Source organism: Nocardia noduli (assembly GCF_019038455.1).
GTDB classification, from domain to species: Bacteria; Actinomycetota; Actinomycetes; order Mycobacteriales; family Mycobacteriaceae; genus Nocardia; species Nocardia noduli.
Genome location: NZ_JAFMPL010000051.1, coordinates 17,464 through 41,850 on the forward strand (window position 1 = coordinate 17,464; position 24,387 = coordinate 41,850).

At 69.1% G+C, this 24,387-nt stretch carries 12 protein-coding genes; 1 reads left to right on the forward strand and 11 read right to left on the reverse strand.

The features are described 5' to 3' along the window. Window positions 1-1,023, reverse strand: coding sequence for a zinc-dependent alcohol dehydrogenase family protein (locus JZ792_RS24205; protein ID WP_308165427.1), 1,023 nt, complete (start codon window positions 1,021-1,023; stop codon window positions 1-3). Beyond that, window positions 1,020-1,457: a hypothetical protein gene (locus tag JZ792_RS24210; protein WP_216913668.1), complete on the reverse strand. Its 438-nt coding sequence runs from the start codon at window positions 1,455-1,457 to the stop codon at window positions 1,020-1,022. The genes JZ792_RS24205 and JZ792_RS24210 overlap by 4 nt, the downstream gene beginning before the upstream one ends. 159 nt (window positions 1,458-1,616) lie before the next feature. On the opposite strand from JZ792_RS24210, the gene JZ792_RS24215 reads away from it, so the two are divergent. Beyond that, the gene (locus tag JZ792_RS24215; protein WP_216913670.1) at window positions 1,617-2,402 is read left to right on the forward strand and encodes a helix-turn-helix domain-containing protein; all 786 of its coding nucleotides are present in this window, start codon (window positions 1,617-1,619) and stop codon (window positions 2,400-2,402) included. A 5-nt stretch (window positions 2,403-2,407) separates the two neighbouring features. Here JZ792_RS24215 and JZ792_RS24220 read toward each other — a convergent pair whose 3' ends face one another. From JZ792_RS24220 to JZ792_RS24260, 9 genes are all read right to left on the reverse strand, one after another. Then, window positions 2,408-3,220, reverse strand: a complete 813-nt coding sequence (locus JZ792_RS24220) for an ABC transporter permease (RefSeq protein ID WP_216913672.1) — start codon at window positions 3,218-3,220, stop codon at window positions 2,408-2,410. Further along, the gene (locus tag JZ792_RS24225) at window positions 3,220-4,038 is read right to left on the reverse strand and encodes an ABC transporter permease (RefSeq protein ID WP_216913674.1); all 819 of its coding nucleotides are present in this window, start codon (window positions 4,036-4,038) and stop codon (window positions 3,220-3,222) included. Before JZ792_RS24225 ends, JZ792_RS24220 begins: the two co-directional genes overlap by 1 nt. Beyond that, the gene (locus JZ792_RS24230) at window positions 4,035-5,003 is read right to left on the reverse strand and encodes an ATP-binding cassette domain-containing protein (protein WP_216913682.1); all 969 of its coding nucleotides are present in this window, start codon (window positions 5,001-5,003) and stop codon (window positions 4,035-4,037) included. Before JZ792_RS24230 ends, JZ792_RS24225 begins: the two co-directional genes overlap by 4 nt. Further along, the gene (locus tag JZ792_RS24235; RefSeq protein WP_216913684.1) at window positions 5,000-18,388 is read right to left on the reverse strand and encodes a non-ribosomal peptide synthetase; all 13,389 of its coding nucleotides are present in this window, start codon (window positions 18,386-18,388) and stop codon (window positions 5,000-5,002) included. The genes JZ792_RS24230 and JZ792_RS24235 overlap by 4 nt, the downstream gene beginning before the upstream one ends. A gap of 328 nt (window positions 18,389-18,716) precedes the next feature. After that, complete coding sequence (locus tag JZ792_RS24240) at window positions 18,717-19,157, reverse strand: AMP-binding protein (protein ID WP_216913686.1); 441 nt, start codon at window positions 19,155-19,157, stop codon at window positions 18,717-18,719. Window positions 19,158-19,373: 216 nt separating this feature from the next. Further along, window positions 19,374-20,579: an FAD-dependent oxidoreductase gene (locus tag JZ792_RS24245; RefSeq protein ID WP_216913688.1), complete on the reverse strand. Its 1,206-nt coding sequence runs from the start codon at window positions 20,577-20,579 to the stop codon at window positions 19,374-19,376. 207 nt (window positions 20,580-20,786) lie between these two features. After that, window positions 20,787-21,437: a PadR family transcriptional regulator gene (locus JZ792_RS24250; protein WP_216913691.1), complete on the reverse strand. Its 651-nt coding sequence runs from the start codon at window positions 21,435-21,437 to the stop codon at window positions 20,787-20,789. A gap of 66 nt (window positions 21,438-21,503) precedes the next feature. Further along, entirely contained in the window at window positions 21,504-23,546 is a 2,043-nt protein-coding gene (locus JZ792_RS24255) for an MDR family MFS transporter (protein ID WP_216913693.1), read from the reverse strand. A 148-nt stretch (window positions 23,547-23,694) separates the two neighbouring features. Then, a complete protein-coding gene (locus tag JZ792_RS24260; RefSeq protein ID WP_308165428.1) occupies window positions 23,695-24,333 on the reverse strand; it encodes a TetR/AcrR family transcriptional regulator in 639 nt (212 codons plus the stop codon). Between the last annotated feature and the right edge of the window lie 54 nt (window positions 24,334-24,387).

Genomic DNA, 24,387 nt, shown 5'->3' on the forward strand with positions numbered 1-24,387 from the left:
TCACGGCATGCCGACGACCACTTTTCCGAACGGATTCGCGTCGCGGTAGTAGCGGTAGGCCTCGACCGCCTGCTCCAGGGGAAAGATCCGATCGAGCACCGGACGGATTCCGTGCTTCGACATCGTCTCGTTCATCGCCTCGAACTGGGTACGACTGCCCACCGCGATACGCCGGATCGACAGGTAGCCGCCGCCGAACGGATTTCCGTCACCTTCGATGGGCGCGGGGCCGGGACTCGCGCCGATGAGGGTGAGTTCGGCGTTGTAGGCCCCGGACCGAACGGATTTCGGCAGCGTCGGCATGCCCACCGTATCCACGATCCGGTCGACTCCGTCACCGCCGGTCAGGCTCCGGACCCGCTGATCCCAGTCCGGATGCTCCGCGCTCACGATCACCTCGTCGACGCCCATCGCGCGCAGCCGTTCGGCTTTCGCCGGTGTCGAGGTGACCGCGATGACGCCCGCCCCGAACGCGCGCGCGTACTGGATCGCGAACAACGCGACCGGTCCGGTGCCGACGACAAGCACGCACTGTTCCGGCCGGACCGGCTCCGGGGTGGTGAGTGCCGCCCAGGCGACGACACCGGCGCAGGTCAGGGTGGCCGCCTCGGCATCGGAGAGGTGGGCGGGCACGTGCACCACCGAATCCTGTTCCAGCACCGCGTAGGTCGCGAGCATGCCGTCGTGGTTCGCGCCGTACTGTTCGACGACGTGCGCGAACCGCTGCGGCCCGTCGATCCAGCGCACGAAATACGACGCGGTGACCCGGTCGCCGAGCGACGCGCGAGTGACGTTGCCGCCCATCGCTATCACCTCACCCACGCCGTCGGAGAGCGGGACGACCCCGGGGCTCGCGGGCAGCGGGTAGGTCCCGTCCATCAGCATGAGATCACGTCGGTTCAGCGAGGCGGCTCGCACGCGGACGACCACCTGGTCCGGGCCCGGTACCGGCACAGCCTGCGGTTTCGCATTCAGCCCGTCGAGTCCGCGCCTCGGATCGAGGTGGTAGGAAACGGCGTTCACGCTGCGCCGACTTCCGGTGCGTCGATCCCGATGTACTGCTGGTCCAACCGGATCCGTCCCTCGTCGTCGAGCGCGATGACGTCGTAGCCGCCGCCGACCACCGCGCCGTCGGCATCGACCATCGCCCAGCCGAACCCGACCAGGTTCGCCGCGAGCCGAGCCACCGAGCCGCGGGCCGCGAACCGATGCCCGGGTTCCACGAACATCTCGTAGGCGCGGGTGACCCGGCGTTCCACCGCGTCGTGGCCGCGCACTTCCAACGGCGGGATCGGGAAGGCGAGTGCGGCGGCGGCCTCGCGCATCGCCTGTGGTGGATCGACGAGGACCTGTGCGCCGTCGATCGCCCACAGGTCGCGGATCAGGGCGCGCCGCAGTCGCGGGTCGGGTTCGTTCCACTGGGCCAGGTAGCGCTGGGCGAGGGTGTCGTTGTTCATGGCATCGAGCTTCACGAACGCGGCGCGAGTCCGCGATTCCCCGTGGGGAATGACGGGAAATACACGCAGGTCCGGGTCGCGGCGGAATCTCATACCCGCGAGGGAATGGCATGTGGCCCACCCCGTCGGCTATCACTGGAATATGACAGCGGTGGCAATATGACAGCGGTGGCCGAGCCGACCGCTTTCGCACGTCAGCTCAAACATTGGCGAACCCTGCGCCGGATCAGTCAGCTGGATCTGGCGATCAGCGCCGACACCAGTCAGCGCTACCTGAGTTTTCTCGAACAGGGCCGCTCGCGCCCCGGACGGACCATGGTGGTGCGCCTGGCCGAATCACTCGGGCTGTCCCTGCGCGAACGCAACGGTCTGCTGCTCGCGGCGGGTTTCGCGCCGATCTTTCCCGAGTCCACGCTGGAGACCCCGGAACTGGCGCCGGTCAAGGCCGCGCTCGACCGCATCCTGGACGGTCATATGCCGTATCCGGCGGTCGTGGTGCGTCCGTACGGCATTCTGGTCGGTGCCAACGCGGCCTTCGACGTCCTCACCGAGGGCAGCGCGCCCGAACTGCTCGCGCCGCCGGTCAACGTGCTGCGGTTGGCGCTGCATCCGCGGGGCCTGGCACGACGGGTGCTCAACCTGCCGGAATGGGGCAGACATGTCACCGAGTCGCTGCGCAACCGCGCCCTGCGCAGTCCGGACCCCGAACTCGACGCCTTCATCGCCGAATTGGAGAGCTATCTGCCCGAGGCCGATCCCGGGCCCGACCATCTCGGTTTCGCCGTCCCGCTGCGGCTGCGGTCGGACGAGGGCGAACTCCGGTTGATCACCACCGTGACCTCGTTCGCCACCGCGCTGGACATCACCCTGTCCGAACTGCACCTGGAGGCGTTTCTCCCGGCCGACGAACACACCGCCGAGATCCTGCGCCGCCGCCGACGCTGACCCGTCTACCTGCGGCTGGCTCGGCGGTAGCCGATGACGGCGGGTACCGCGAAGACCACGATCGCGCCGACCGACCACGCCACCGTCAGGATCAGCGGCCGCGCGAGCGGCCCGCCCAGCGACAGCGCCTTCATGGCGTCCACGGCCACCGACATCGGTTGATTGCGCACCAGCGGCTGGATCCATTCCGGATAGGCGGGCAGCGGAACGAATCCGGTGCTGAAGAACATCAGGAGCGAACTGAGGATGGTGATGCCCTCCACCAGGCTCGCCTTCGCGGTGAAGACGGCGATGGCCGTCACCATGGTGGCGAACGCCAGGCCGAACAGCACCGGGATCACGATGAACAGCAGCGCCGCCGCCGGACCCTGCTGGAAACGGAAGCCGAGCAGATAGCCGACGACGACCACGGCCAGCGTGCCCGCGAGGATGCGGCAGCCCTCGGCCAGGATGCGCGAGATCAGGCCGGACGCGCGGTGCACCGGCAGCACCCAGAACCGGGCGAGCAGACCCGCGTCGCGTTCACGGCCGAGCATCACACCGCTGGCCACCGCGCCGGACAGCGCGCCGACGATGGCGACCATCGGCACCGACCCGTACAGGGCGTTCGTGCCGCCGAATTTCTCGATCTGTCCGCCGATCACGATATCCAGCATCAGCAGCAGCAGACACGGGATGATCAGGGTCTCCAGCAGCGCCACCGGATTACGCGACCAGCGCAACAGCAGACGCTGGGTCTGAATCGCGGTGTGCCGCAGCAGCGAGGCCGGTGCGGTTTCGGAGGTCGCGGTCCGAATTCGTGTGTCGGTGTACACCATCACGCCTTCCTCGAGCTCAGCCGGATGGCCAGTGGCAGGCACACGACGACAATTCCGACGGCCCACAACAGCGGCGGACCCATGAGCGCCCAGCTCACCTCGCCCGCGTTACCTTTCGGATCGCCCGCCAGCGCACGCAGCGCGATCGACCACTGCGATATCGGCTGGTTACGGACGAAAGGTTCGATCCAGTCCGGGAATTGGCTCGCGGGCGCGAGTCCGGTCGACAGCATGCCGAAGATCAGCGGCGGCAGCACCAGCGCCTGTGTCGTCGCCTCGGGGCTTTTCGACACCGTGCCGATGACGTCGGCGCCCAACGTCAGCGCCACTCCGATCAACAGCGAGAACAGCACCCAGCCGAGGGTGTACCAGGGGCCCTCGTGGAAGCGGAAGCCGATGACGTGTCCGCTCACCACCGCCGCCACCAGCGCGATGACCAGCCGGAACAGATTGCCCGACATGCGCGCGGCCACCGGGACGAGCGCCCCGATGGGCATGGACCCGAATCGACGGTCGAGTCCGGCGACCGCGTCGGTGGCCGACCGGAAGGCCGCGCCGATCGCGGTGAACGCGGCGGCTTGCAGGATCACCAGCGGCATCATGAACTGCGCGTAACTGCTGAACCCGTTGCCGGAGAACATCATCACCGTCTTCAACGGGATGTAGAAGCTGGCGGTGAAGGCGGCGGGCGCCAGTACCGAGGAGAGTACCTCCCCGGTTTTGACCGAGGGCACGACCAGTCGGGAGGTCAGCACCCACCACTGCTGGACGCGGAACGGGGTGGCGCGGGAGTCGGCCAGCCAGGCCCCGGTCGTCATGCGACTTCCTCTTTCGTCTCCGCGAGATGGCCGGTCAGCTTCAGGAAGACATCGTCGAGGGAGGGTCGGCGCAACGCGATGTCGACGAGTTCGACACCGGAGGCGTCGAGTCGGCGCAGCGCCTCGGCGAGAGTGCGCGCACCGTCGGGGGCGGGGATCGCGATGCGGTCCGATTCCGGGGTGAGCGCGGCCCGATTACTCTCGGGCAGTAGCGAACCCAACGCGGCCGCGATGGCGGGCAGATCCTTCAGATCCAGCGGCACCACCTCGCAATAGCTGCCGCCGGTACGGGATTTCAGTTCGTCGGCGGTGCCCTCGGCGATGACGACACCGTGGTCGATGACGATGATCCGGTCGCACAGGGCGTCGGCCTCTTCCAGGTACTGGGTCGTCAGCAGGGTGGTGATGCCGTGTTTGCGGAATCCGGCGACCAGATCCCACACGCCCTGCCTGCTGCGCGGATCGAGTCCGGTGGTCGGTTCGTCGAGGAACACCACGTCGGGGCGCACCACGAGTCCGCACGCGATATCGATACGCCTGCGCATGCCGCCGGAGTAGGTGCCGACCCGGCGTCCCGCCGCGTTCTCCAGATCGAATTCGGCCAGCAGTTCGTCGGCGCGGGCGCGGGCGGGCTGTTTGCGCAGACCCATGAGCCTGCCGAACATCACCAGATTCTCGTAACCGGTGAGCATGTCGTCCAGGGCGGCGAACTGCCCGGTCAACATGATGGCGCGGCGCACGGCGGCCGGATCGGCGACCACGTCGTGACCCGCGACCGTCGCCCGGCCCTTGTCCGGGGCGATCAGCGTCGACAGGATGTTCACCGTGGTGGTCTTGCCCGCGCCGTTCGGGCCGAGGATGCCGAGCACCTCCCCCTGCGCGGCCACGAAATCCACACCGCGCAGGGCATGTACGGCCCCGAAGGACTTCTCGATGCCTTCGACCACTACTCCGGTCTCGCTCACTGCTCTGCCTCCTGTGTCTGGCGGGACTTCCGCGCCGTGAAATGCTCGTCGAGCACGCGCGCGATGATCGGCAGCACGTGTGGTGCGGTCAGTTCGTCGTGGCTGACGTCCACGTCGAAGTTGGTGATCTCCCCGGTGACATACGGTCGCCAGCCTTCCGGGCCGAAGATGTCCGAAGTGTCCACGGTGGCACTGAAATACAGCACGTCACCGTCGAAAATCGGTCGCTGGTAGCCGGTTCTGGTCCTGGCCGAGGCGTTGTAGGAACCGGCCATCCTTTCCAGGGTGTCGGCGTCGACCAGTTCCACTCCGCCCGTTCGTTCCCGGATGAGGTCGGCGGCTTCCTGGGCCGTGGCCTCCTCCGGCACGTCCTCGATGCCGAAGACCGCGCCGAAGGTACTGATGAACGCGCCCGCGGTGAGTTTCTCGATGCTGTCGCCGTCGATATCGGCGGTGTCGGCGTCGAGCAGGGCGACGATGCCGACCTCGTGATCGGCCTCGGTCAGTCGGGTGGCGATGGCGTGGGCGATGAGCCCGCCGAACGACCAGCCGAGCAGGTGGTAGGGCCCCTGCGGCTGTACGGCGAGGATCTCGCGCACGTACCGGTCGGCGAATTCGTCGATACTGCGCGCCGACGGTTCCTTGCCGCTCAGATCCGGGGCCTGGAGGCCGTAGACCGGACGGCCGGGAGCCAGCGCTTCGGCGAAGCCCAGGTAGGTCCAGGCCATTCCGGACGACGGATGGACGCAGAACAGCGCCGCTTCGTCGCCGCCGGGCCGGATCGGCAGCAGGACGTCGAGTCCGAGCGCGTTCCCCGGCTGCGCCGTCGCGGCGGCCGCCTGTGCCATGGCCAGTTCCTCCTCGGCGCCCGCCCGGAGCGCCTCTGGAGTGCGGGCGAAGGCCGCCGCCGCGCCGAGCGCGTCCACCCAGAGGCGGGCGAGTTCGGCGACGTCGTCGCGGTCGAACAGATTCGCGGAGAATCCGAAACCGGCGGTCAAGCGGTCACCGACCACGACGGCGTTCACGTCGATCTCCGATTGCAGTGGCACGTCGGGGTATTCGGCGGCCGGGAGTTCGCCGAGTTCGTCGGTGGGCAGCCAGCCGAGACCTTCCAATCCGGCCGGGATATCGCCGGTCGAGTACCGGCCCAGGTAGTTGAATCCGATCCGGCCGGGCAACGTGCCCGGCAGCTGCCGGGCGGTTTCGGCGTTGAGGTAACGCAGCAGGCCGAATCCGATGCCCTTGTCCGGCACCGCGAGCAGCCGGTGCTTGGCCGCGCGGATGGCGGTGCCGAGGTCGGGACCGTCCGCGGCGGCGGCGTCGATACGCACCGGGTAGATGGTGGTGAACCAGCCGAGGGTTCGCGAGAGGTCGGCGCCGGGCACGATCTCCTGCTGACGGCCGTGGCCTTCGAGTCGGATCAGAACGCTGTCGTCGTCGGTCGCCGCGTCCCTGCCCGCACGCCACCGGCGCACGGCGAGAGCGAGGGTGGCGAGCAAGGTGTCCTCCACGCCGCCGTGGAACAGGCCGGGCAACGTGGTCAGCAACGCGGCGGTGACCTCTTCGGACACCTCCACCTCGAGCTGACTCAGGGTGCCCGCCCGGTCGAGCACCGGGTCCAGGTCGCGGGCGCCGAAACGCGGATCCGGTCCGTCGATCACCCCGCGCCAGTAGTCGAGTTCGGCGACCCGGCTTTCCCGGTGCGCCTCCTCGGTGAGCGCGTGCGACCAGCGACGCATGGAGGTGCCGGTCTCGGTGAGCACCGGTGTGCTGCCCGCGGACACCTGGGCCCAGGCCGCCATCAGGTCGGGGACCAGGATCCGCCACGACACACCGTCGACCACCAGGTGGTGGGCGATGACGATCAGGCGTCCGGCCCTGGTGCGGTCACCGGCCTCGCCCACCGGATCGAGCCACAGGAATCGCAGCACCCGCCCGGCAGCCGGATCGAGCCGGTTCATCGCCGAATCCAGTTCGGTGATCGCGAATTCGCGCAGATCGACGGTATCGGCGTCGGCGGCGAATTCGACCCGGCGGATCATCGCCGCGACATCGACCGAACCGGGTTCGGCGACCTCGAGCACGTGGTCACCGTGCGGCCCGCCGTTACCCTGCGGACGTATCCGCTGGTAGAGGCGGGAACGGAGCATGTCGTGCTTGTCGACCACGGCCGTGAGCGTCGCGACGAGCTGCTCGTGGCGGATGCCGGCGGGCAGTTCGAGTACCGCGGTCTGGGCGAAACGGCGGTAGTCGCCGCCGCGTTCGAGCATGTAGCCGACGATCGGTGTCAGCGGCATCTCGCCGACGCCGCCGCCGGGCAGTTCGTCGAGGGTGACGGCCTCGCCCGCCGCGTCCGCCGCCGCGGCGAGGGCCGCCACGGTGCGGTGTTCGAAAACCTGCAACGGCGTCACCGTGACGCCCTGCGCGCGAGCCCGCGACACCAGCTGGATCGCCAGGATGCTGTCGCCGCCGAGCGCGAAGAACGAATCGTGCACGCCGACCTTGTCGCGGCCGAGCAACGCGGCGAACACCTCGGCCAGGATCTCCTCGGTGGGGGTTCCCGGCGCGACGTATTCGGTCTCCTCGGCGGCGAACACCGGTTCCGGCAGGGCCTTTCGATCCAGTTTGCCGACCGCGTTGAGCGGGATCGCGTCCATGACCACGATCGAGGACGGCACCATGTACCCGGGCAGCGTGTCGGCGGCGTAGGCGCGCAACGCCGCGATATCGAGTTCCACTCCCGGCTCGTGCACGACGTAGGCCGCGAGCGCGGTGGATCCGGCCGGACCTCGGACACCGAGCGTCACCGCGAATTCCACACCGTCGGCGCGACCGAGCACCGCGTCGATCTCGCCGAGTTCGATGCGCTGACCGCGCACCTTCACCTGGAAATCGGTGCGCCCGATGTATTCGAGCCGCATACCCGCCGCCGTGCCCGTCGCGCGAATCCAGCGCACCAGGTCGCCGGTACGGTACATCCGCTCCCCCGGCGCGCCGTGCGGATCTGCGACGAATCTGGCGGCGTCGAGATCGGGCCGCGCGTGATATCCGCGGGCCAGTGCGGGGCCGGTGAGATACAGCTCCCCCGCCACCCCGACCGGGACCGGCCGCAGTCGCTCGTCGAGGACGAGCACCGCCGCCCCGCGGATCGGGCCGCCGATGGTCACCGGTTCGCCGACCTTCAGCGGAGCCGAACCCGTTGCCCAGATGGTGAATTCGGTGGGACCGTACAGGTTGACCATGGTGCGCCCGACCGCCCAGCGCTCCACGAGTTCCGCGCCGACCGCCTCACCGGCCACCGCGAGCACCCGCACACTCGACACCCGCTCCGGATCCACCGTCGCCAGCGCCGAGGGGGTGATGACCATATGGGTGACCCGCTGCGCCTCGATCAGCTCCGCGAGCGCGTCACCGCCGTAGACCTCCGGCGGTGCGACGACCGCCGCGCCGCCCGATCCGAAGGCCATGATCGCCTCGAAGATCGAAGCGTCGAAACTCGGCGAGGCGACCTGGAGGACACGGGAATTCTCGTCCACCCGCAGCGATTCCTGTTGGGCCGCGACGAGATCGGCGAGACCGCGATGGGAGACCGTGACGCCCTTCGGTGTTCCGGTCGACCCCGAGGTGTAGATCATCCACGCGGCGTGGTCGGGGCGGATCGGGGCGCGCAGATCGCGCGAACGCACCGTGTGAGCGTCGGCGCGGGACCAGGTCGCGACGAAGTCGGGGTCGTCGAGTACCAGCCAGCGCGCCGAATCCGGCAGTCCCGGCCGGTGCGCGCCGACCGTGAGTCCCAGTGCCGCACCGGAATCGGCGAGCATGTGCTCGATCCGGTCGAGCGGATGTTTCGGATCGACGGGCAGGAATGCCGCGCCCGCCTTGGCCGCCGCCCACACGCCGGTCAGCAGTTCCGCGCCTCGGGTGAGTCCGAGGGCGATCACGGTCTCCGGTCCCGCGCCCGCCTCGATGAGCAGCCGGGCCAACCGGTTCGACCGTGCGTCGAGCTCGCGGTATGTGGTGGTGACACCGTCGACCACCAGGGCCGCGCGATCGGGATAGGCGGCCGCCGACTCCGCCAGCAGCCAGGGCAGCGGCACGGTGCCGACGGTGCGCGGGCCGCGTACCGGGACCAGCGCGGCGCGTTCGCCCGCGGCGAGGATGTCGATATCGGCGATCGTCAGATCCGGGTCCGCGACCACTGCGGCGAGCACCCGCTGCCACCGCTGCGCGAAGGCCGCGACGGTGGCCGGGTCGAACAGATCGGTGGCATAGGTGAGTACGCCGTCGATACCGGCGACCTCCGTGCCCGCGAAACGCTCGCGCAGGTCCAGCGCCAGATCGAATTGCGCGGCGTCGCGGTCGAGATCCTCGACCTCGATGCGCAGACCGGGCAGTTCCAGCACCGGTTCCACGAAATTCTGCAACGACAGCGACACCTGGAAGATCGGGTGGTGTGCCGTGGACCTGGCCGGGTTCAGCACCTGCACCAGTCGTTCGAACGGCACGTCGGCGTTGGCGAAGCCATCCAGATCCGACGTCCGCACGCCCCGGAGGAATTCGCGGAATCCGGCATTCGGATCGACCGGCGTCCGCAGGGCCAGGGTGTTGACGAACATGCCGACCAGACCGTCGAGCGCCGCCTCGCCGCGTCCGGCCACCGCCGTGCCGACGACCACGTCGTCGGTGCCGCCGAGGCGGGCGAGCAGCACGGCGAGCGCGGCGTGGATCACCATGAACAGGCTGACATCGGCGGCAGTGGCGAGTTCGGCCATGCCTCGGTGCAGCGCCGGATCCACCGTGAACGCCACGTCCGCGCTGCGCATGGACTGCACCGCCGGACGCGGGCGGTCACCGGGCAGTTCCAGCAGATCCGGTGCGCCCGTGAGAGATTCGGTCCAGTGCTCGATCTGACGCGCGGCCAGCGATTCCGGATCGGATTCCGCGCCGAGCAGTTCGCGGTGCCAGAGCGCGAAATCGGCGTACTGCACCGGCAGCGCCGTCATTTCGGCTTCGACGCCCATGGCGCGGGCCGCGTAGGCGGTCATGAGGTCGGTGGCGAGCGGGGCCATCGACGTGCCGTCCGCGCTGATGTGGTGAACGACCAGGACCACCACGTGCACAGGGGCTCCCGACACGTCGCCCCCGGTCTCGTGGACACGGAACAGTCCGACCCGCAACGGCGGCTGGGTGGCGAGGTCGAATCCGACGCCGGCCAGTTCCGCGATCCGCTCACGCAGGGCGGCCGCGCCGTCGGCGTCCACCGAGCGCAGAGCCGGTGCCGCCACCTCGACGCCGACCACGACCTGGCGCGGCCCGTCGGCGTCGGCGGGGTACATGGTCCGCAGACTCTCGTGCCTGGCGACCACGTCGGACAGCGCCAGTCTCATGGCCTCGACGTCGAGGTCACCGGTCAGGCGCAGCGCGACCGCGATGTTGTAGGCGGGCGAACCGGGGTCGAGCTGGTTGAGCACCCACATCCGCTGCTGCGCGGGCGAGAGCGGGATGCGGTCGGGCCGGATCCGGGGCGCGAGGCCGAAGCGGGCCCGCGCGCCCGCGCCCGCCGGGACCACCCGGGCCGCCAACTGGGCGACGGTCGGCGCGTCGAACAGGTCGCGCAGGGCGATCGTCGAGCCGAGCGCCGCGTTGATCCTGGCGATCACCCGGGTGGCGCTGAGCGAATTGCCGCCCAGTTCGAAGAAGGAATGGTCGACGCTGACCCGTTCGGCGTCGAGCACCTCGGCGAATACCTCGGCGACGGCGTGTTCGACCGGGGTACGCGGTGCCAGGTAGCGGCGCTGGAAACTTTCGAAGTCCGGCATAGGCAGGGCCTTGCGGTCCAATTTGCCGACCGGGGTGAGCGGAACGTCGTCGAGCACGATGAGGTATCCGGGCACCATGTATCCGGGCAGCGCGCCCGCTATCCGGGCCCGCAGCCGCTCGGTGTCGAATTCGACGCCCGCGCCGACGGACGCGCGCCAGGCCTGGGTCGGCACCACGTAGGAGACCAGGACGGTCTCCCCGGCCGGGCCGGGGGTGCCGATGGTCGCGGCGTATTCGACCTCGTCGTCGGCGGACAGCACGGCGTCGATCTCGCCGAGTTCGATACGCAGACCGCGGATCTTGACCTGGAAATCGCTGCGCCCCAGGTATTCCAGTTCCAGGGTGCCGTTCCAGTCGACCCAGCGCACCATATCGCCGGTGCGATACATCCGTTCCCCGGCCGCGCCGTGGGGGTTGGCGACGAACCGGCCCGCGGTCATCGCGAAACGGTTGAAGTACCCGCGGGCGATGGCCGGACCCGCCAGGTACAGCTCGCCTTCGACGCCGACCGGCACCGGACGCAACCAGCCGTCGAGCACCATCAGTTCGGCGCCGCGGATCGGCCCGCCCATGGTGACGGGCTCGCCCGCTTTCAACTCACCGGGACCGCTCGCCCAGATACTGAATTCGGTGGGTCCGTACAGGTTCGCCATCCGCCGCCCGACCGACCACTGCGCGGTCAGTTCCGCACCGGCCGCCTCGCCCGCGACCGAGAGCACCCGCAGATCCGGCAGCCCCGTCGGATCCATGGTGGCCAGCACCGACGGCGTGATCACCGCGTGGGTGACGCGCTGGGCGCGCAACAGCTGTTCGAGTTCGGAGCCGCCGTACACCTCCGCCGGGGACAGCACCAGCCGCCCGCCGACGGCGTGCGCGGTCAGCAGTTCGAAGACCGACGCGTCGAAACTCGGCGAGGCGACCTGCAACGCGCTGGCCGTGGGGTCCAGATCCAGCGTTTCCCGCTGTGCCGTCACCAGATTCGCGATACCGCGGTGGCTGAGCAGCACGGCTTTGGGTTTACCGGTGGAGCCGGAGGTGTAGATCAGGTACGCGGTCTGATCCATCCGGATCGCGCCGCCGCGTTCCTCGTCGGTGATGGGGGCGTCGGACACGGTCATCACGCGCCGGATGGTGTTGAGATCGTCCAGCAGCAACCAGTCGATGGTGCTCGGCAGCGTCTCGCCGGTGGCCCGGACGGTGACGCCGATCGGGGCCTTGGAATCGGTGAGGATGTGCTCGATCCGCTCCACCGGGTAGTTCGGGTCCAGCGGCGCGAAGGCGGCGCCGGTCTTGGCCAGCGCCCACACCGCGACCACCGACTCCACCGAACGGGTCAGCGCGAGGACGACGAAGACCTCGGCGCCGATACCCCGGCGCAGCAGTACCCGCGCGAACCGGTTCGACCACGCGTCGAGTTCGCCGTAGGTCATCCGGTCACCGCCCGCGTCGATCGCGACGGCGTCCGGATCGATCCGTGCCCCGGCGGCCAGCACCTCGGGCAGGGTGCGCTGGGGTACCGATTCGGGCCCGCGCACCGGCAGCAGCGCGGCACGTTCGTCGGGGTCGCAGTGGTGCAGTCGCGCGACGAGCGATTCCGGCCTGTCCGCGATCTGGGTGAGCAGCAGCACGAATCGGTCGAGCAGTCGCCGCGCCGAGGATTCCGTCAGATGGTCGGCCAGGAATTTCACGGTGATGCGCAGGGTGTCGTTGCTGCCCGGCATGCCGTGCAGCGGAATCACCATGAGGTTCAACGGATACGGGGTGGCGTCGGTGCCCTCGACGTCGAGGATGCGCATACCGGCGATATCCATCGACCGCGACAGTGCCTCGCGGTCGATCGGATAGGACTCGAAAACCGTGAGTGTGTCGAACAATTCGGCGAGACCGACGGCCTGGTGGATGGCCGCGAGCCCGACGTGCTGGTGATCGAGCAGCCGCGCCTGCTCGGTCTGCACCCGCGCCAGCAGATCGCGCACCGACTCCGACGGGTCCAGGCGCACCCGCACCGGCAGGGTGTTGATGAACAGGCCGACCATATCCTCGACACCGGCCAGTTGCGGCGGCCGACCGGAGACGGTGCCGCCGAACACCACATCGCCGCGTCCGGTGAGCATGGCGAGCAGCAGTGCCCACGCGGCCTGCACCGCGGTGTTGACCGTCGCGCCCGCGGCCCGGGTGGTGGCTTCCAACCGCGCGATCAACTCGGCGGGCAGGTCGACCGAGACCATGCCGGATTCGGTCGAGTGGATATCGGCCAGGGTCGCGATGGCCCTGGTGGGCGCGTCGATTCCGGCCAGCGCCGCACGCCACACGGCGACAGCGGCGTCCGAACCGCCGAGCGCGTTCCCGGCCGCGGCGTCGTCGTCCTGTTCGGCCAGCCAGGACAGGAATTCCCGGTAGGACGGTGCGGGCGGAAGCACGTCGGCGATCGCGGCGCCCGCGCCCGTCGCGATGTAGACGGTGAGCAGTTCGCGCACCAGCAGCGGCGTCGACCAGCCGTCGAGTACCAGGTGGTGATTGGTCATCAGCAGCGTGTAGGTCTCGGGGCCCGTGCGCAGGAGCAGGAACCGCAGCAGCGGCGCGCGGGTGAGATCGAAACGGCTGTGCGCGTCGACCGCGATCAGGCGCTCGAGTTCACGCTGCCGCTCGGCCGGATCGGCGAGGCGGGTGAGATCGATTTCCTGCCAGCGCACCTCGGCGCTGGACAGCACGAGCTGACGCGGTCCGTCCTCGGTCTCGACGAATACGGCGCGCAGATTCTCGTGGCGGTCGACCAGAGTCTGTGCCGCCGTGCGCAACCGGGCCGCGTCGACACGGCCCGCGAGGGTGAGCCGGGTCTGCACGGTGTAGCCGTCGGCGGTGTCGGTGTCGTACCAGGCGTGGAACAGCAGACCGTATTGCAGCGGCGACAGCGGCCACACCTCGGCCAGATTCGGGTAGGTGCGCGCCCAGCCGTCGATCTGAGGCTGGGTCACGGTGGTCAGCGCGAAATCCGACGGGGTGTAGCCACCCGCGTCCGGCGCGCTCGCGTGCGCGGCCAGCGCGCCCAATGCCTCGGTCCACAGCCCGGCCAGTTCGGCGACCTGGTCCGCGTCCAGCACACCCGAGGCGTAGGCCCAGGTGACCTCGAGGGCGGAGGCGCCCATGATCGCGTTGATGTCGACGACCGCGGGCAGCGGCGCGCGATCGTCCTGGGTCGAGGCGAAACGCCGTGGCATCCAGGCCTCGTCGGTTCCGCCCGCGCTTCGCCCGAGGTAGTTGAAGCTGATCTGCGGAACGGGCGCGTCGGCCAGCGCCGCCGACCCCTCCCGGTCCAGGTAGCGCAGCATGCCGTAGCCGACACCGCGATCGGGGACAGCGCGCAACTGTTCCTTGGCCGCCTTGATCGCGGAGCCCGCCGCCGGACCGCCCGCGAACGCGTCGTCCAGGTCGATGCCGGTCAGGTCGACGGCCACCGGGTAGACGCTGGTGAACCAGCCCACCGTGCGCGCGACATCCGCGCCCGGCAGCACGGATTCCTCACGGCCGTGTCCTTCCAGCGTGAACAGCGCGCCGGTGCGGTCACGCCAGCGGCCGACGGCCATGGTCAGCGCGGCCAGCAGCACGTCGTCCGCGCCGCAGTGGAATCGCGCGGGGGCGATATCGAGCACCGCGTCCGCGATCTCGGCGTCGACGGTGGTGGTCAGTTGCGCCATGGTGGAAACCACGTCGACGGTGGGATCTGCGGCGCGGCGGCCGATCGCGGGGTCGTCGGTCCGCAGGATCCGCTGCCACAGCGGCAGTTCCGTGCGCCGCGAGTCCGTCTGTTCCGCGATGGCGTGCGCCCAACGGCGGAAGGAGGTCCCGACCGGGTCGAGGGTGCCGCCGAACCAGGCGGTCGCCAGATCCGGGAGCAGCACGCGCCACGACACACCGTCGGTGACGAGGTGGTGCAGCACCAACCAGAGCAGCGACCCCTCGGCCACGCCCGAACCGGATTCCGGCTCGCGCCCATCCGGATTCGGCGAGGTGACGTCCTCCGCTCGTTCGCCGGACGGCTGGATCAGCACGAACCGTGCGACGACGCCCGCCGCCGGATCGAGCCGATCGGCGGCGCGCTGCAAGGCGCGTTCGGTGAACTCCTCGAGGTCGCCCTCGGCGGTGACCACCTCGATCAGGTCGGCGGCGTCGACCGAACCGGGTTCGGCGACCACCCATTCCCAGTCGTCGCCGGATCGGCGCAGGGTACTGCGCAGCAGGTCGTGGTGGTCGATCAGGGTACGCACGGCACCGGACAGCGGGGCCGGGTCGATATCCGCGGGCAATCCGATCAGCACGGCCTGGCTGTAGCGCTGCCAGGTGTCGCCGTGTTCGAGCATGGCGTGCACGATCGGGGTGAGCGCGACCGGTCCCACACCGCCACCGGGCAATTCGACGACGGCGCTGTCGGCCACGTCGGTGGCGGCGGCGGCCAGCGCGGCGACGGTCTTGCGTTCGAAGACGTCACGGGCGCTGAACTGCATTCCCGCGGCCCGCGCCCGCGACACCAGCTGGATGGAGATGATGCTGTCGCCGCCGAGTGCGAAGAAATTCTCGTCGACGCCGACCGAATCCAGTCCGAGCACCTCGGCGAAGATCGCGGCGAGGATCTCCTCGCGCGGTGTCGACGGCGCGCGGTGTTCGACGTCGCGCGCGCCGAAATCCGGTGCGGGCAGCGCCCGTCGATCGACCTTGCCGACCGGGGTGAGCGGCAGATGATCGAGCACCATCACCACCGAGGGCACCATGTACCCCGGAAGATCTTGTCCGACAGCGGCTTTGAGTGCCTCCGGCAGCAATTGCGCACCGGGCACCGGGAGTACGTAGGCCACCAGCGCGGTGACGCCCGCGGGGGTGGTCGCACCCAGGGTCAGGGCGAAGTCCACACCCGGCTGCTTCTGCAACGCGGCGTCGATCTCGCCGAGTTCGATGCGATATCCGCGCACCTTCACCTGGAAATCGCCACGCCCCGCGTACTCCAGTTCCAGCCTGCCGTCGCGGTGGCACCAGCGCACCAGGTCGCCCGTGCGGTACAGCCGTTCACCCGGCACATAGGGATCGGCGACGAACCGGCTCGCGGTCAGCCCGTTTCGACGGTGATAGCCGCGAGCGACGGCGGGTCCGCCGAGGTACAGCTCACCCGCCGCGCCCGGAGCGACCGGGCGCAACCACGGATCGAGCACCACCGCGCGCACGCCGCGGGTGATACCGCCGATGGTGATCGGGGATTCGGGTGTCAGCGGCTCGCTCAGCGTCACCGTGATGGTGGTCTCGGTGGGCCCGTACCCGTTCAGCAGCCTCCGTCCCGACCATTTCGCGACCAGTTCCGGCGGGCAGGCGTCACCACCGACGATGACGGTGCGCAGCTCGGGAAGGGTGGCTGGATCGAGCGAATTCACCACGGCGGGAGTCACATTGAGGTGGGTGGCACCGTAGTCGCGCAAGACCCGCGCCAGTTCCTCACCCGCGTAGGCCGCGGGTGGAACGACCGCGACGGTCGCGCCGGTCGCGAGCGCGACCAGCAACTCTTCGACCGAGATGTCGAAGCTGGGCGAGACCGCGTGGGCCACCACCGAATCGGCGATGACCTCGAATCCGGCTCCGGAGTTCGCGACGAGATTCGCCAGCCCGCGATGGGAGACCATGACGCCCTTGGGCAGACCGGTCGATCCCGAGGTGTAGATGAGGTAGGCGGTCTGGTCGAGACGCAGGGCCGCCGTCCGGTCGGCGTCGGTGATCGCGCCCGAATCCTGTTCGTCGACAGCGCTGTCGGTCGCATCGTCGTCGAGGACCAGCCAGGTCACCTTGTCCGGGAGCGCGTCCCTGGCCGCGGCCACGGTCAGCCCGGCCACCACACCGCTGTCGTCGACCATGTACTCGATGCGGTCGGCGGGGTATCCGGGATCGATCGGCACGAAGGCCGCGCCGGTCTTGGCGACCGCCCACATGGCCAGCACCGACTCCGTCGAACGCGGGATCGAAATCGCCACGGCGCGTTCGGGTCCCGCGCCGGAGGCGATCAGCAGCCGGGCCAACCGGTCGGTGTACTCGCCCGCTTCGCGGTAGGTCAGCATCCGGTCCCCGGCGCGGATCGCGACCGCGTCGGGCGCGAGCGCCGCGCCGTCGGCGAGGATTTCCGGCAGGGTGCGCGCGGGGACATCCTCGATGCCACGGGCGGGAACCAGTTGGGCGGATTCCTCGTCCGACAGCACCGGAACGGTCGCCACCGGCGCGTCCGGTCCGGCGACCAGGAAACGGTGCAGGAAGGCGAGGAAGCGACGGTGCTGAGCGGTCAGTTCGTCGTCGGTGTAGAGATTCGGATTGGCCTGGAAGTCGATATGGGTGCTCTCGCCGCCGACGCCCGGATACAGGTTGAGGAACAGATCCTCGATGAGCCCCGAGGTGAGCACGTGCATACGCCCGGTGACCGGACCGAGCGCGATCCTGGTGTCCATCATCATCAGGTTGACCGTCGGCCCGAAGGACGCGGCCTCGTCCACCGCCCAGCCGAGATCGCGGACGATGTCCTCCTGGCGATAGCGCTGCCTGCGCAGCGCCGAAGTCAACTCCGACTGCGCGGCGCGGATCAGCGCACCGGTGGTGACGGTGGTGTCCAGGCGCAGCCGCAGCGGCACCACATTGGCGACCATGCCGCCCGAGCGACGCAGCGAGGCGGTGGTCCGGCCGGAGACCGGCAGACTGAGCATCACTTCCGGCGCGCCGGTCATCGCACCCAGGTAGGCGCCGAAGGCGGCGACGACCACCGGCGCGACGCTGGAATTCTCCGATTTCGCCACGGCGTCCATCAGCGCGGCCGTCGCCGCGGGCAGTTCGCCGGTCATCAGGCTCGGGTGGGCGTCCACATCGGCAGCCCGGCCCGCGAGACTCACCGGTTCGGCCATACCCGCCAGGTGCTCGCGCCAGTGCTGACCGTCGGCCCGGAACCGGTCGGAGGCACGGTAGGCGAGGTCGGCGTCGATGATCTTGCGCAGATCCTCCGCCTTGCCCCGCGGCTGCTCGCGTCCGTCGGCCATCGCCTCGTACAGTTCGGCGACCCGCTGGAGCAGGGTCATCGCGCCGAAACCGTCGAGCACGATGTGGTGGATGCGCTGGTACCAGAGCCAGTGCTGTTCGCCGACCCGCAGCATCGTCATGGTGGCGAGGCGGTCGCGCATCAGATCCAGCGGTGCGCTGTATTCCGCGCGCATCCAGGCCTGCGCGGCGGCCATCGGATCGGATTCGCCACGGAAATCCACCACGACCAGATCGTCGTCGAGGGTCGGGTCGATGATCTGGTACGGGAAACCGTCCACGTCGATCAGCCGCAGATAGCCGGTGCCGAATTCCCGGCCCGCCAGGCGCGAGGCCGCGGCGAGCATTTCGAGATCGATCGGTCCGTCGAATTCGGTGTATTGCGCGATGGAGATCGGGGTCCGGCCGGCGAAATGCTGGGCGAACCAGATTCCGCGCTGCGCGGCGGACAGGGGGAAGGCTTCGGCGGGCAACGTGTCGTCCGACGTAACCGGCGAAAGAGAGCGCTGTGGCATGGGTGATTCCTGCGTACTCAGGCGAGGGTCATTGTGGACAGAGCGATACGCGCGCAGCACCGAGCCGGGGCATACGCGCTGTCGGCCGCGGGAAACCTGCTCGATCGGAATGGAACGAGCCGTCGGTCAGGTGATTCGACCAGCGTGCGCATGTATTGGGTCCCCTCGGAATTCTATCCCCGGCGGCGCTGCGGTATCCGATAATCGGCCTGCCGTGGCGGGATCTCGGTCCTGGCGCGTTCGCACCCGGATAATCGGCCGAAAGCCGGGAATCGACAGACGATTTTTCGTCGGTCGATTCCCGGTCGGTCAGCGGGTGGTTCCTGGGTCAGGACGCCTGGAGAACCGGCATGCGGTCGGCATCGGTGAGGGGGGCGTCCGAGCCGGTCATGTAGCGAACCAGGGTCGAGCGGTCGTCGAGCACGAGCCAGTCGACCGAATCCGACAGCGCGGCGCGGCGGGCCTTGGTGGTGACGCCGATGTCGATGCCGAAGGGGACCAGATCCCCGTCCACCGCGGTCGCGCCGGTCTTGGCGACGGCCATACGGGTGACGGCCGCCTCGATGGCGGGGTCGACCGCCACCGCGATCCGGGTGCCGGGACGCGCGCCCAGTTCCACGAGCACGCGGGCCAGGCGGTTCGACCAGGCGTCGAGCTCGCCGTAGGTGAGGTCGCAATCGGCGGAGGACACCGCTACGGCGGCCGGGTCGATGGTCTCGACCAGCGCGAAGGCGTTGGTGCGGGTCTCGGTGGCTGCTGTGGCGTACATATCGTGTCCCCTTAGGAGAGTTTCTCGTGTCGTTCTCGGTATGCCTCTAATCTCCTCCGGAAAGACCTCCGTCGACAGGAACCCCAGTGCTGTCCCCCGCCCCTCCGAGGGTTACCGAATCCCCACCTTGGGGTCACCTCCGAACCGCGCCGACCTGGGGTTTCTCCTGACACGACTTCGGGGGGTGGCGCGCGCCACCCCCCGAAGCACCCCCTGCTACACCGGTGTCGGCTCCGGCCGGACCGGTGCGTCCCAGTCGATGCGATAGCGCTGTTCGTGCCCCATCGTCTTCTCCGGATCCATCACCGTCCTGGTCATCAACGGCATCAGCAGGGTCATCATCGTGCGGGTGACCGGCCCCGGGGTCTTGCTGTGGTTGATCCGCGCCGCCCGCTTGGCCACACCTTCGACCCGTGCGCGCCGCAGCGCCTCATACGCGGCGAAGGCCGCGCCGGGTTCGGGCAGGTCACGCAGGCAGCGCGCCACCTGCACCGCACTCTCCACCGCCAGTGACGCGCCCTGCCCCGAACTGTTGGACGGCGCGTGCACCGAATCGCCGACCAGCGCCATCCGGCCCCGGTACCAGTGCCGTACCGGGGGCATGATGTGCAGCGCGCCGACCGTCTCCAACTGCTCGGCCGTGGTGCGTCGCGCGAGTTCGCCGCCGGGCGTGTCCTCGCCGTAGGTCTCGCGGATGATCCGCAGCCAGTGCTCGGCCGGGATCGCACGGGCCTCGGTGAGCGAGAGATATTGCTTGTGCGGCAGGTTCACCCCCCAGGCGATCCGGCGGTCGTCGTGACGCCAATAGAGGTAGTAGGCCCGTTTGCCGTAGGCGAAGGTCATGGTGTCGGGCTCGACGTCGAGATCGCATTCGGTCAGCGCCCCGAAGCCGAGCATGCCGGTGTAATCCGGTCCCTTTGCCTGCGGATCGATCAGTCGGCGCACCGTCGACCGGATGCCGTCCGCACCGATCAGCACGTCGGCGGTGGCGGTGGTGCCGTCGGCGAAGCGCGCGGTGACGCCGTGCGCGCCCTCGTCGACGTCGACCAGTCGTTTGCCGTATTCGAAGGCGACGCCCGCGGCGCGCGCGTGGTCGTGCAGGGTGCGGTGCAGTTCGGCGCGATCGACCACCTGCAACGGCGGCACATCGGACAGGCCGGGCAGGACCAGGATCTTGCCGCTCATGGACAGGCGCATGCGCGACACCGGGGTGGCGATGGCGCGCACCGGATCGCCCGCGTCGATGACGTCGAGCGCGGCCAGGCCGTTCGGGGCCAGGGCGAGCCCGCTGCCGATGCCGTCGGACGGGCCGGGGTAGGCCTCGTAGACGCGGGGTTCGATACCGGCTTTGGACAGGGCGGTCGCGGCGACCGGTCCGGCGATGCCGCCGCCGATCACCAGTGCGGTACGGGTGGTGGACATGGGTGTCTCCTGAATTCGGTGAATTCCCCGAACCGTCGCGCGCACCACCCGGTTATCCTGTGGTTGCCAGCCTCGTGGCCGGGTGCGCTTCGCGCGGGCACGGTTCGAGACGGTTCGATCAGGCTCGGCGGCGGTGTTGCCGCACCCCGCCGGGCCTCGGTCTTCGCCCGGACGTCGCCGGGCGGTTTCTGTTCGGTGCTCCGAGGTCTACTCCGGTGTCATCCCCCTCTCCACCGCGTCGATGACCTCGCCGGGGTCGATGCCCTCGGCGTGCATGTGCCGCCAGAATCCGATATCGGGGAAGGTTCCTTCGACGAGTTCGGCGCGCCAGGAACGCGCCCACTCCGCCTCCGCCTCCAGCATCGTGATGCCGTATTCGGATTCGATGACGAAAAGCCGGGGTAGCGCGGCCGCGCGCAATGCCGCCAATTCGGCCCGGCCCGCCGCGATCGCCTGCTCGAGCGCGGCGATCCGGACACCGAGCAGATCGACGACCTCGTCGGGCGGCAGCGTGCCGACGACCGATAATCCGGCCGTGAAGCGGGACGGTTCGGGTTGCGGGGAGGAGATCAGTTCCCTCGCCCAGTCCGACATTTCGGCGCGACCGGCGTCGGTGATCCGATAGATCACGCGCTCGGGCCGCGCACCGTCGCGCTCACTGCCGACGACCTCGAGGAAGCCCGCCTTCTCCATGTTCTGCACGACGGTGTACAGCGAGCCCCATTTGATGTCCATATCGCGGTCTTTACCGCGTTCTCGCAGCTTGGAGGCGATTTCGTAGCGATGCATCGGCCCTTCGACGCTCACCGAGAGCACCGCGAGCGCCAGCAGATTGCCGACCTTGCGTTTCTTCGCCACGAACCCTCCTTACTCGTCTACGAATATACGTCTACGAGTATATGGGCACAAGTGGAGCGAACGCGGCTACGTGCCGACCCTGGTCGTATCCTCCTCGTGCAGTTGTTCTTTCAGGAGTTTGGTCGCGATATTGCGCAATGCCTGATCGAGCAGCGCCCGGTCGACGGGGTCACGATCGTCCCAGGTGTCGAGTCTGGTGCTCAGCCAGCTCCGCCACGCGGCCTCCACCCGGTCGACCTCGGCCTGACCCGCCGGGGTCAGCCGCAGATATCCGTCCTCGGCGTCGACGAGACCGCCGCCGATCACCTTCAGGAAGATCGGCTCGATCACCTCGTCGGGTACCCGGTGGGCGAGCGCGATCGTCTCCAGGCGCGCGGTTCCCCGAATCTTGTTGTGCAGGAACACCTGCCCCACCGCCCAGGCTTCGCCGCGGCTCAATCCGCTGCCCGCGTCGGCCAGCATACGCGGCATGACGGGACCGGACCGGCGCGCTCGGCGCATGGTCGAGGACACCGAACGTTCCAGCAGCGCGACCCGGTCGGAGGTATTGGGCACCGAGAAACCCTCGCCCACATCGCCCGCGCCGACCCGCGCGCTGTCGCGCAGTGGCACCTCCTTCAGGAACCACGCGATCACGAAACCGAGCAGCGCGACCGGAACGACCCACAGGAAGACGAAGTCGACGGCGTCGGCGTACGCGTCGATGATCGGGGCGGCCTGTTCGGCGGGCAGATTGCGCAGGGCCTCCGGATTCGTGGCGACCTCGGGCGGCACCACCCCGACCTCGGTCAGCGCGTCGGACAGACCCGGCGTCAGCTCGCTCGTGTACAGAGTTCCGAAAATCGCCGTGCCGAAAGCACTTCCGAGGGTTCGGAAGAAGGTGACACCCGAGGTCGCCGTACCGAGGTCGGCGTAGGGCACGGTGTTCTGCACGACGATGGTCAGCACCTGCATCGCCAGGCCGATCCCGAGACCGAGGATGAGCATGTAGAGCGATTCCAGCCACACGCTGGTGCCACGCCCCATCGTCGACATCAGATACAACCCGAGCGCCATGACCGCCGTGCCGACGATCGGGAAGATCTTGTAGCGCCCGGTCACGCCGACCACCTGTCCGGACACGATGGAGGTGACCAGCAGCCCGGCCACCAGTGGCAGCGTCCGCAGTCCGGACATGGTGGCCGAGACACCGTCCACGTATTGCAGATACGCGGGCAGGTAGGTCATCGAGCCGAGCATCGCGAATCCCACGATGAAACTCAGGATCGAACAGACCGTGAACACATTGCTGCGAAACAATTTCATGGGCAGCATCGGTTCGACAGCCCGCAATTCCACCGCGACGAAGGCGGCGAGGAATACGACGGCGACGACGAAAAGACCGAGAATCTGCCAGGAGGCCCACGGATACTCCTGCCCACCCCATTCCAGTCCGAGGATCAGGGCCGAGACACCGAGTGCGACCAGGCCGATACCCGCGTAGTCGATGATCGGCTTGGTCATCGCCCGCACGCGCGGGATGGTCCGCGCCGCCATCACGATCATGAGCACCGCCACCGGCACGTTGACGTAGAAGCACCAGCGCCAGCTCGCGTTGTCGGTGAACAGTCCGCCCAAGGTCGGTCCGATGACCGTGGTGACGCCGAAGACCGCGCCGAGCGCACCCTGATATTTACCGCGTTCGCGCAGCGGGATGATGTCGGCGATCAGCGCCATCGCCGTCACCATGAGACCACCCGCCCCGATGCCCTGCACGGCGCGCGCGACGATCAGCAGCAACATGCCGTTGGACAGCCCGGCGACCATCGAACCCGCGATGAAGATCACGGCGCTGAGCTGGAAGATCAGTTTGCGGCCGAAGAGATCGCCGAGTTTGCCCGCGAGCACCGTCGCCACGGCCTCGGCCAGCAGGTAGGACGTGACCACCCAGGCCATATGCCCGGCCCCGCCGAGATCGGCGACGATCGTCGGCAGCGCGGTGGAGACGATGGTCTGATCCAGCGCGGCCATCAACATGCCGAGCACGATCGTCGCGAAGACGATATTTCTCCGCGCGCCCGTCAACGGCGTCGGAGCGGGTTTTTCGGCGACAGCAACTGCACCGGTCATTGGGCCAGTATGGTCGGATGCCGCCCGGTATCCCGCCCAGCGACACGGTAGCGAACCAGCGGTTCCCGGTTCGATCCGAGCGGTTCGACCGACCGCACGCGAGGGTCGGCCACTCGAGGGCAGACCGGCGGCTCCGGGCGTGCGCGCCCTAGATCTGGTCCGGGCTCTCGACCAGGGCGACGGCGACCGGGACCAGCAATTCGACCAGCGCGTCGACCGGCGGCCGGGGCCGGGCGAGCAACCATTCCTGCGTCAGTCCGTTGATCGCGCCGATCAACGCCGTCGAGGCCAGACCCGGCGCGCCGCGAACGCGTCCACCGGGGACGACGATCGGCACCACCGTCGATTCGATGACCGCGGACCAGGCGTGTCTGCGTTCGCGGCGATGCTGTTCCATCCGCTCGCTCACCCCGACGACCTCGATGAAGGCGACCTTGGCCCGATACGGGTCGGCGCCGATCGAACCGACGTAGGCGGAGATGATCGCGTGCATCGCGACGTGCGGGTCCATGCGCGGATCGAGTTCCGACAGGCCGGCGACGACCGCGGCGGCGGCCTGGTCCTGGATGCGGTCGTAGGCCGCGACGAGCACGTCTTCCCTGGTTTCGAACTCTTCGTAGAACTGCCGCTTCGACAATCCGGCCGCGGCGCACACGTCGGCGAGCGAACAGTCGGTGTACCCGCGCTCGGCGAACAGCCGGGTGGCCGCCTCCAGAAAGCGGAGCCGACGTTCGGCCTTCCGTTCGGCGACGGCGCGTCCGCCGTACTGCCTGCCCACGATCGTCACCCATCCACGGTATCCCCAGCGGCGCGCGCACCTCTCATCGGGAACGACGGGGAT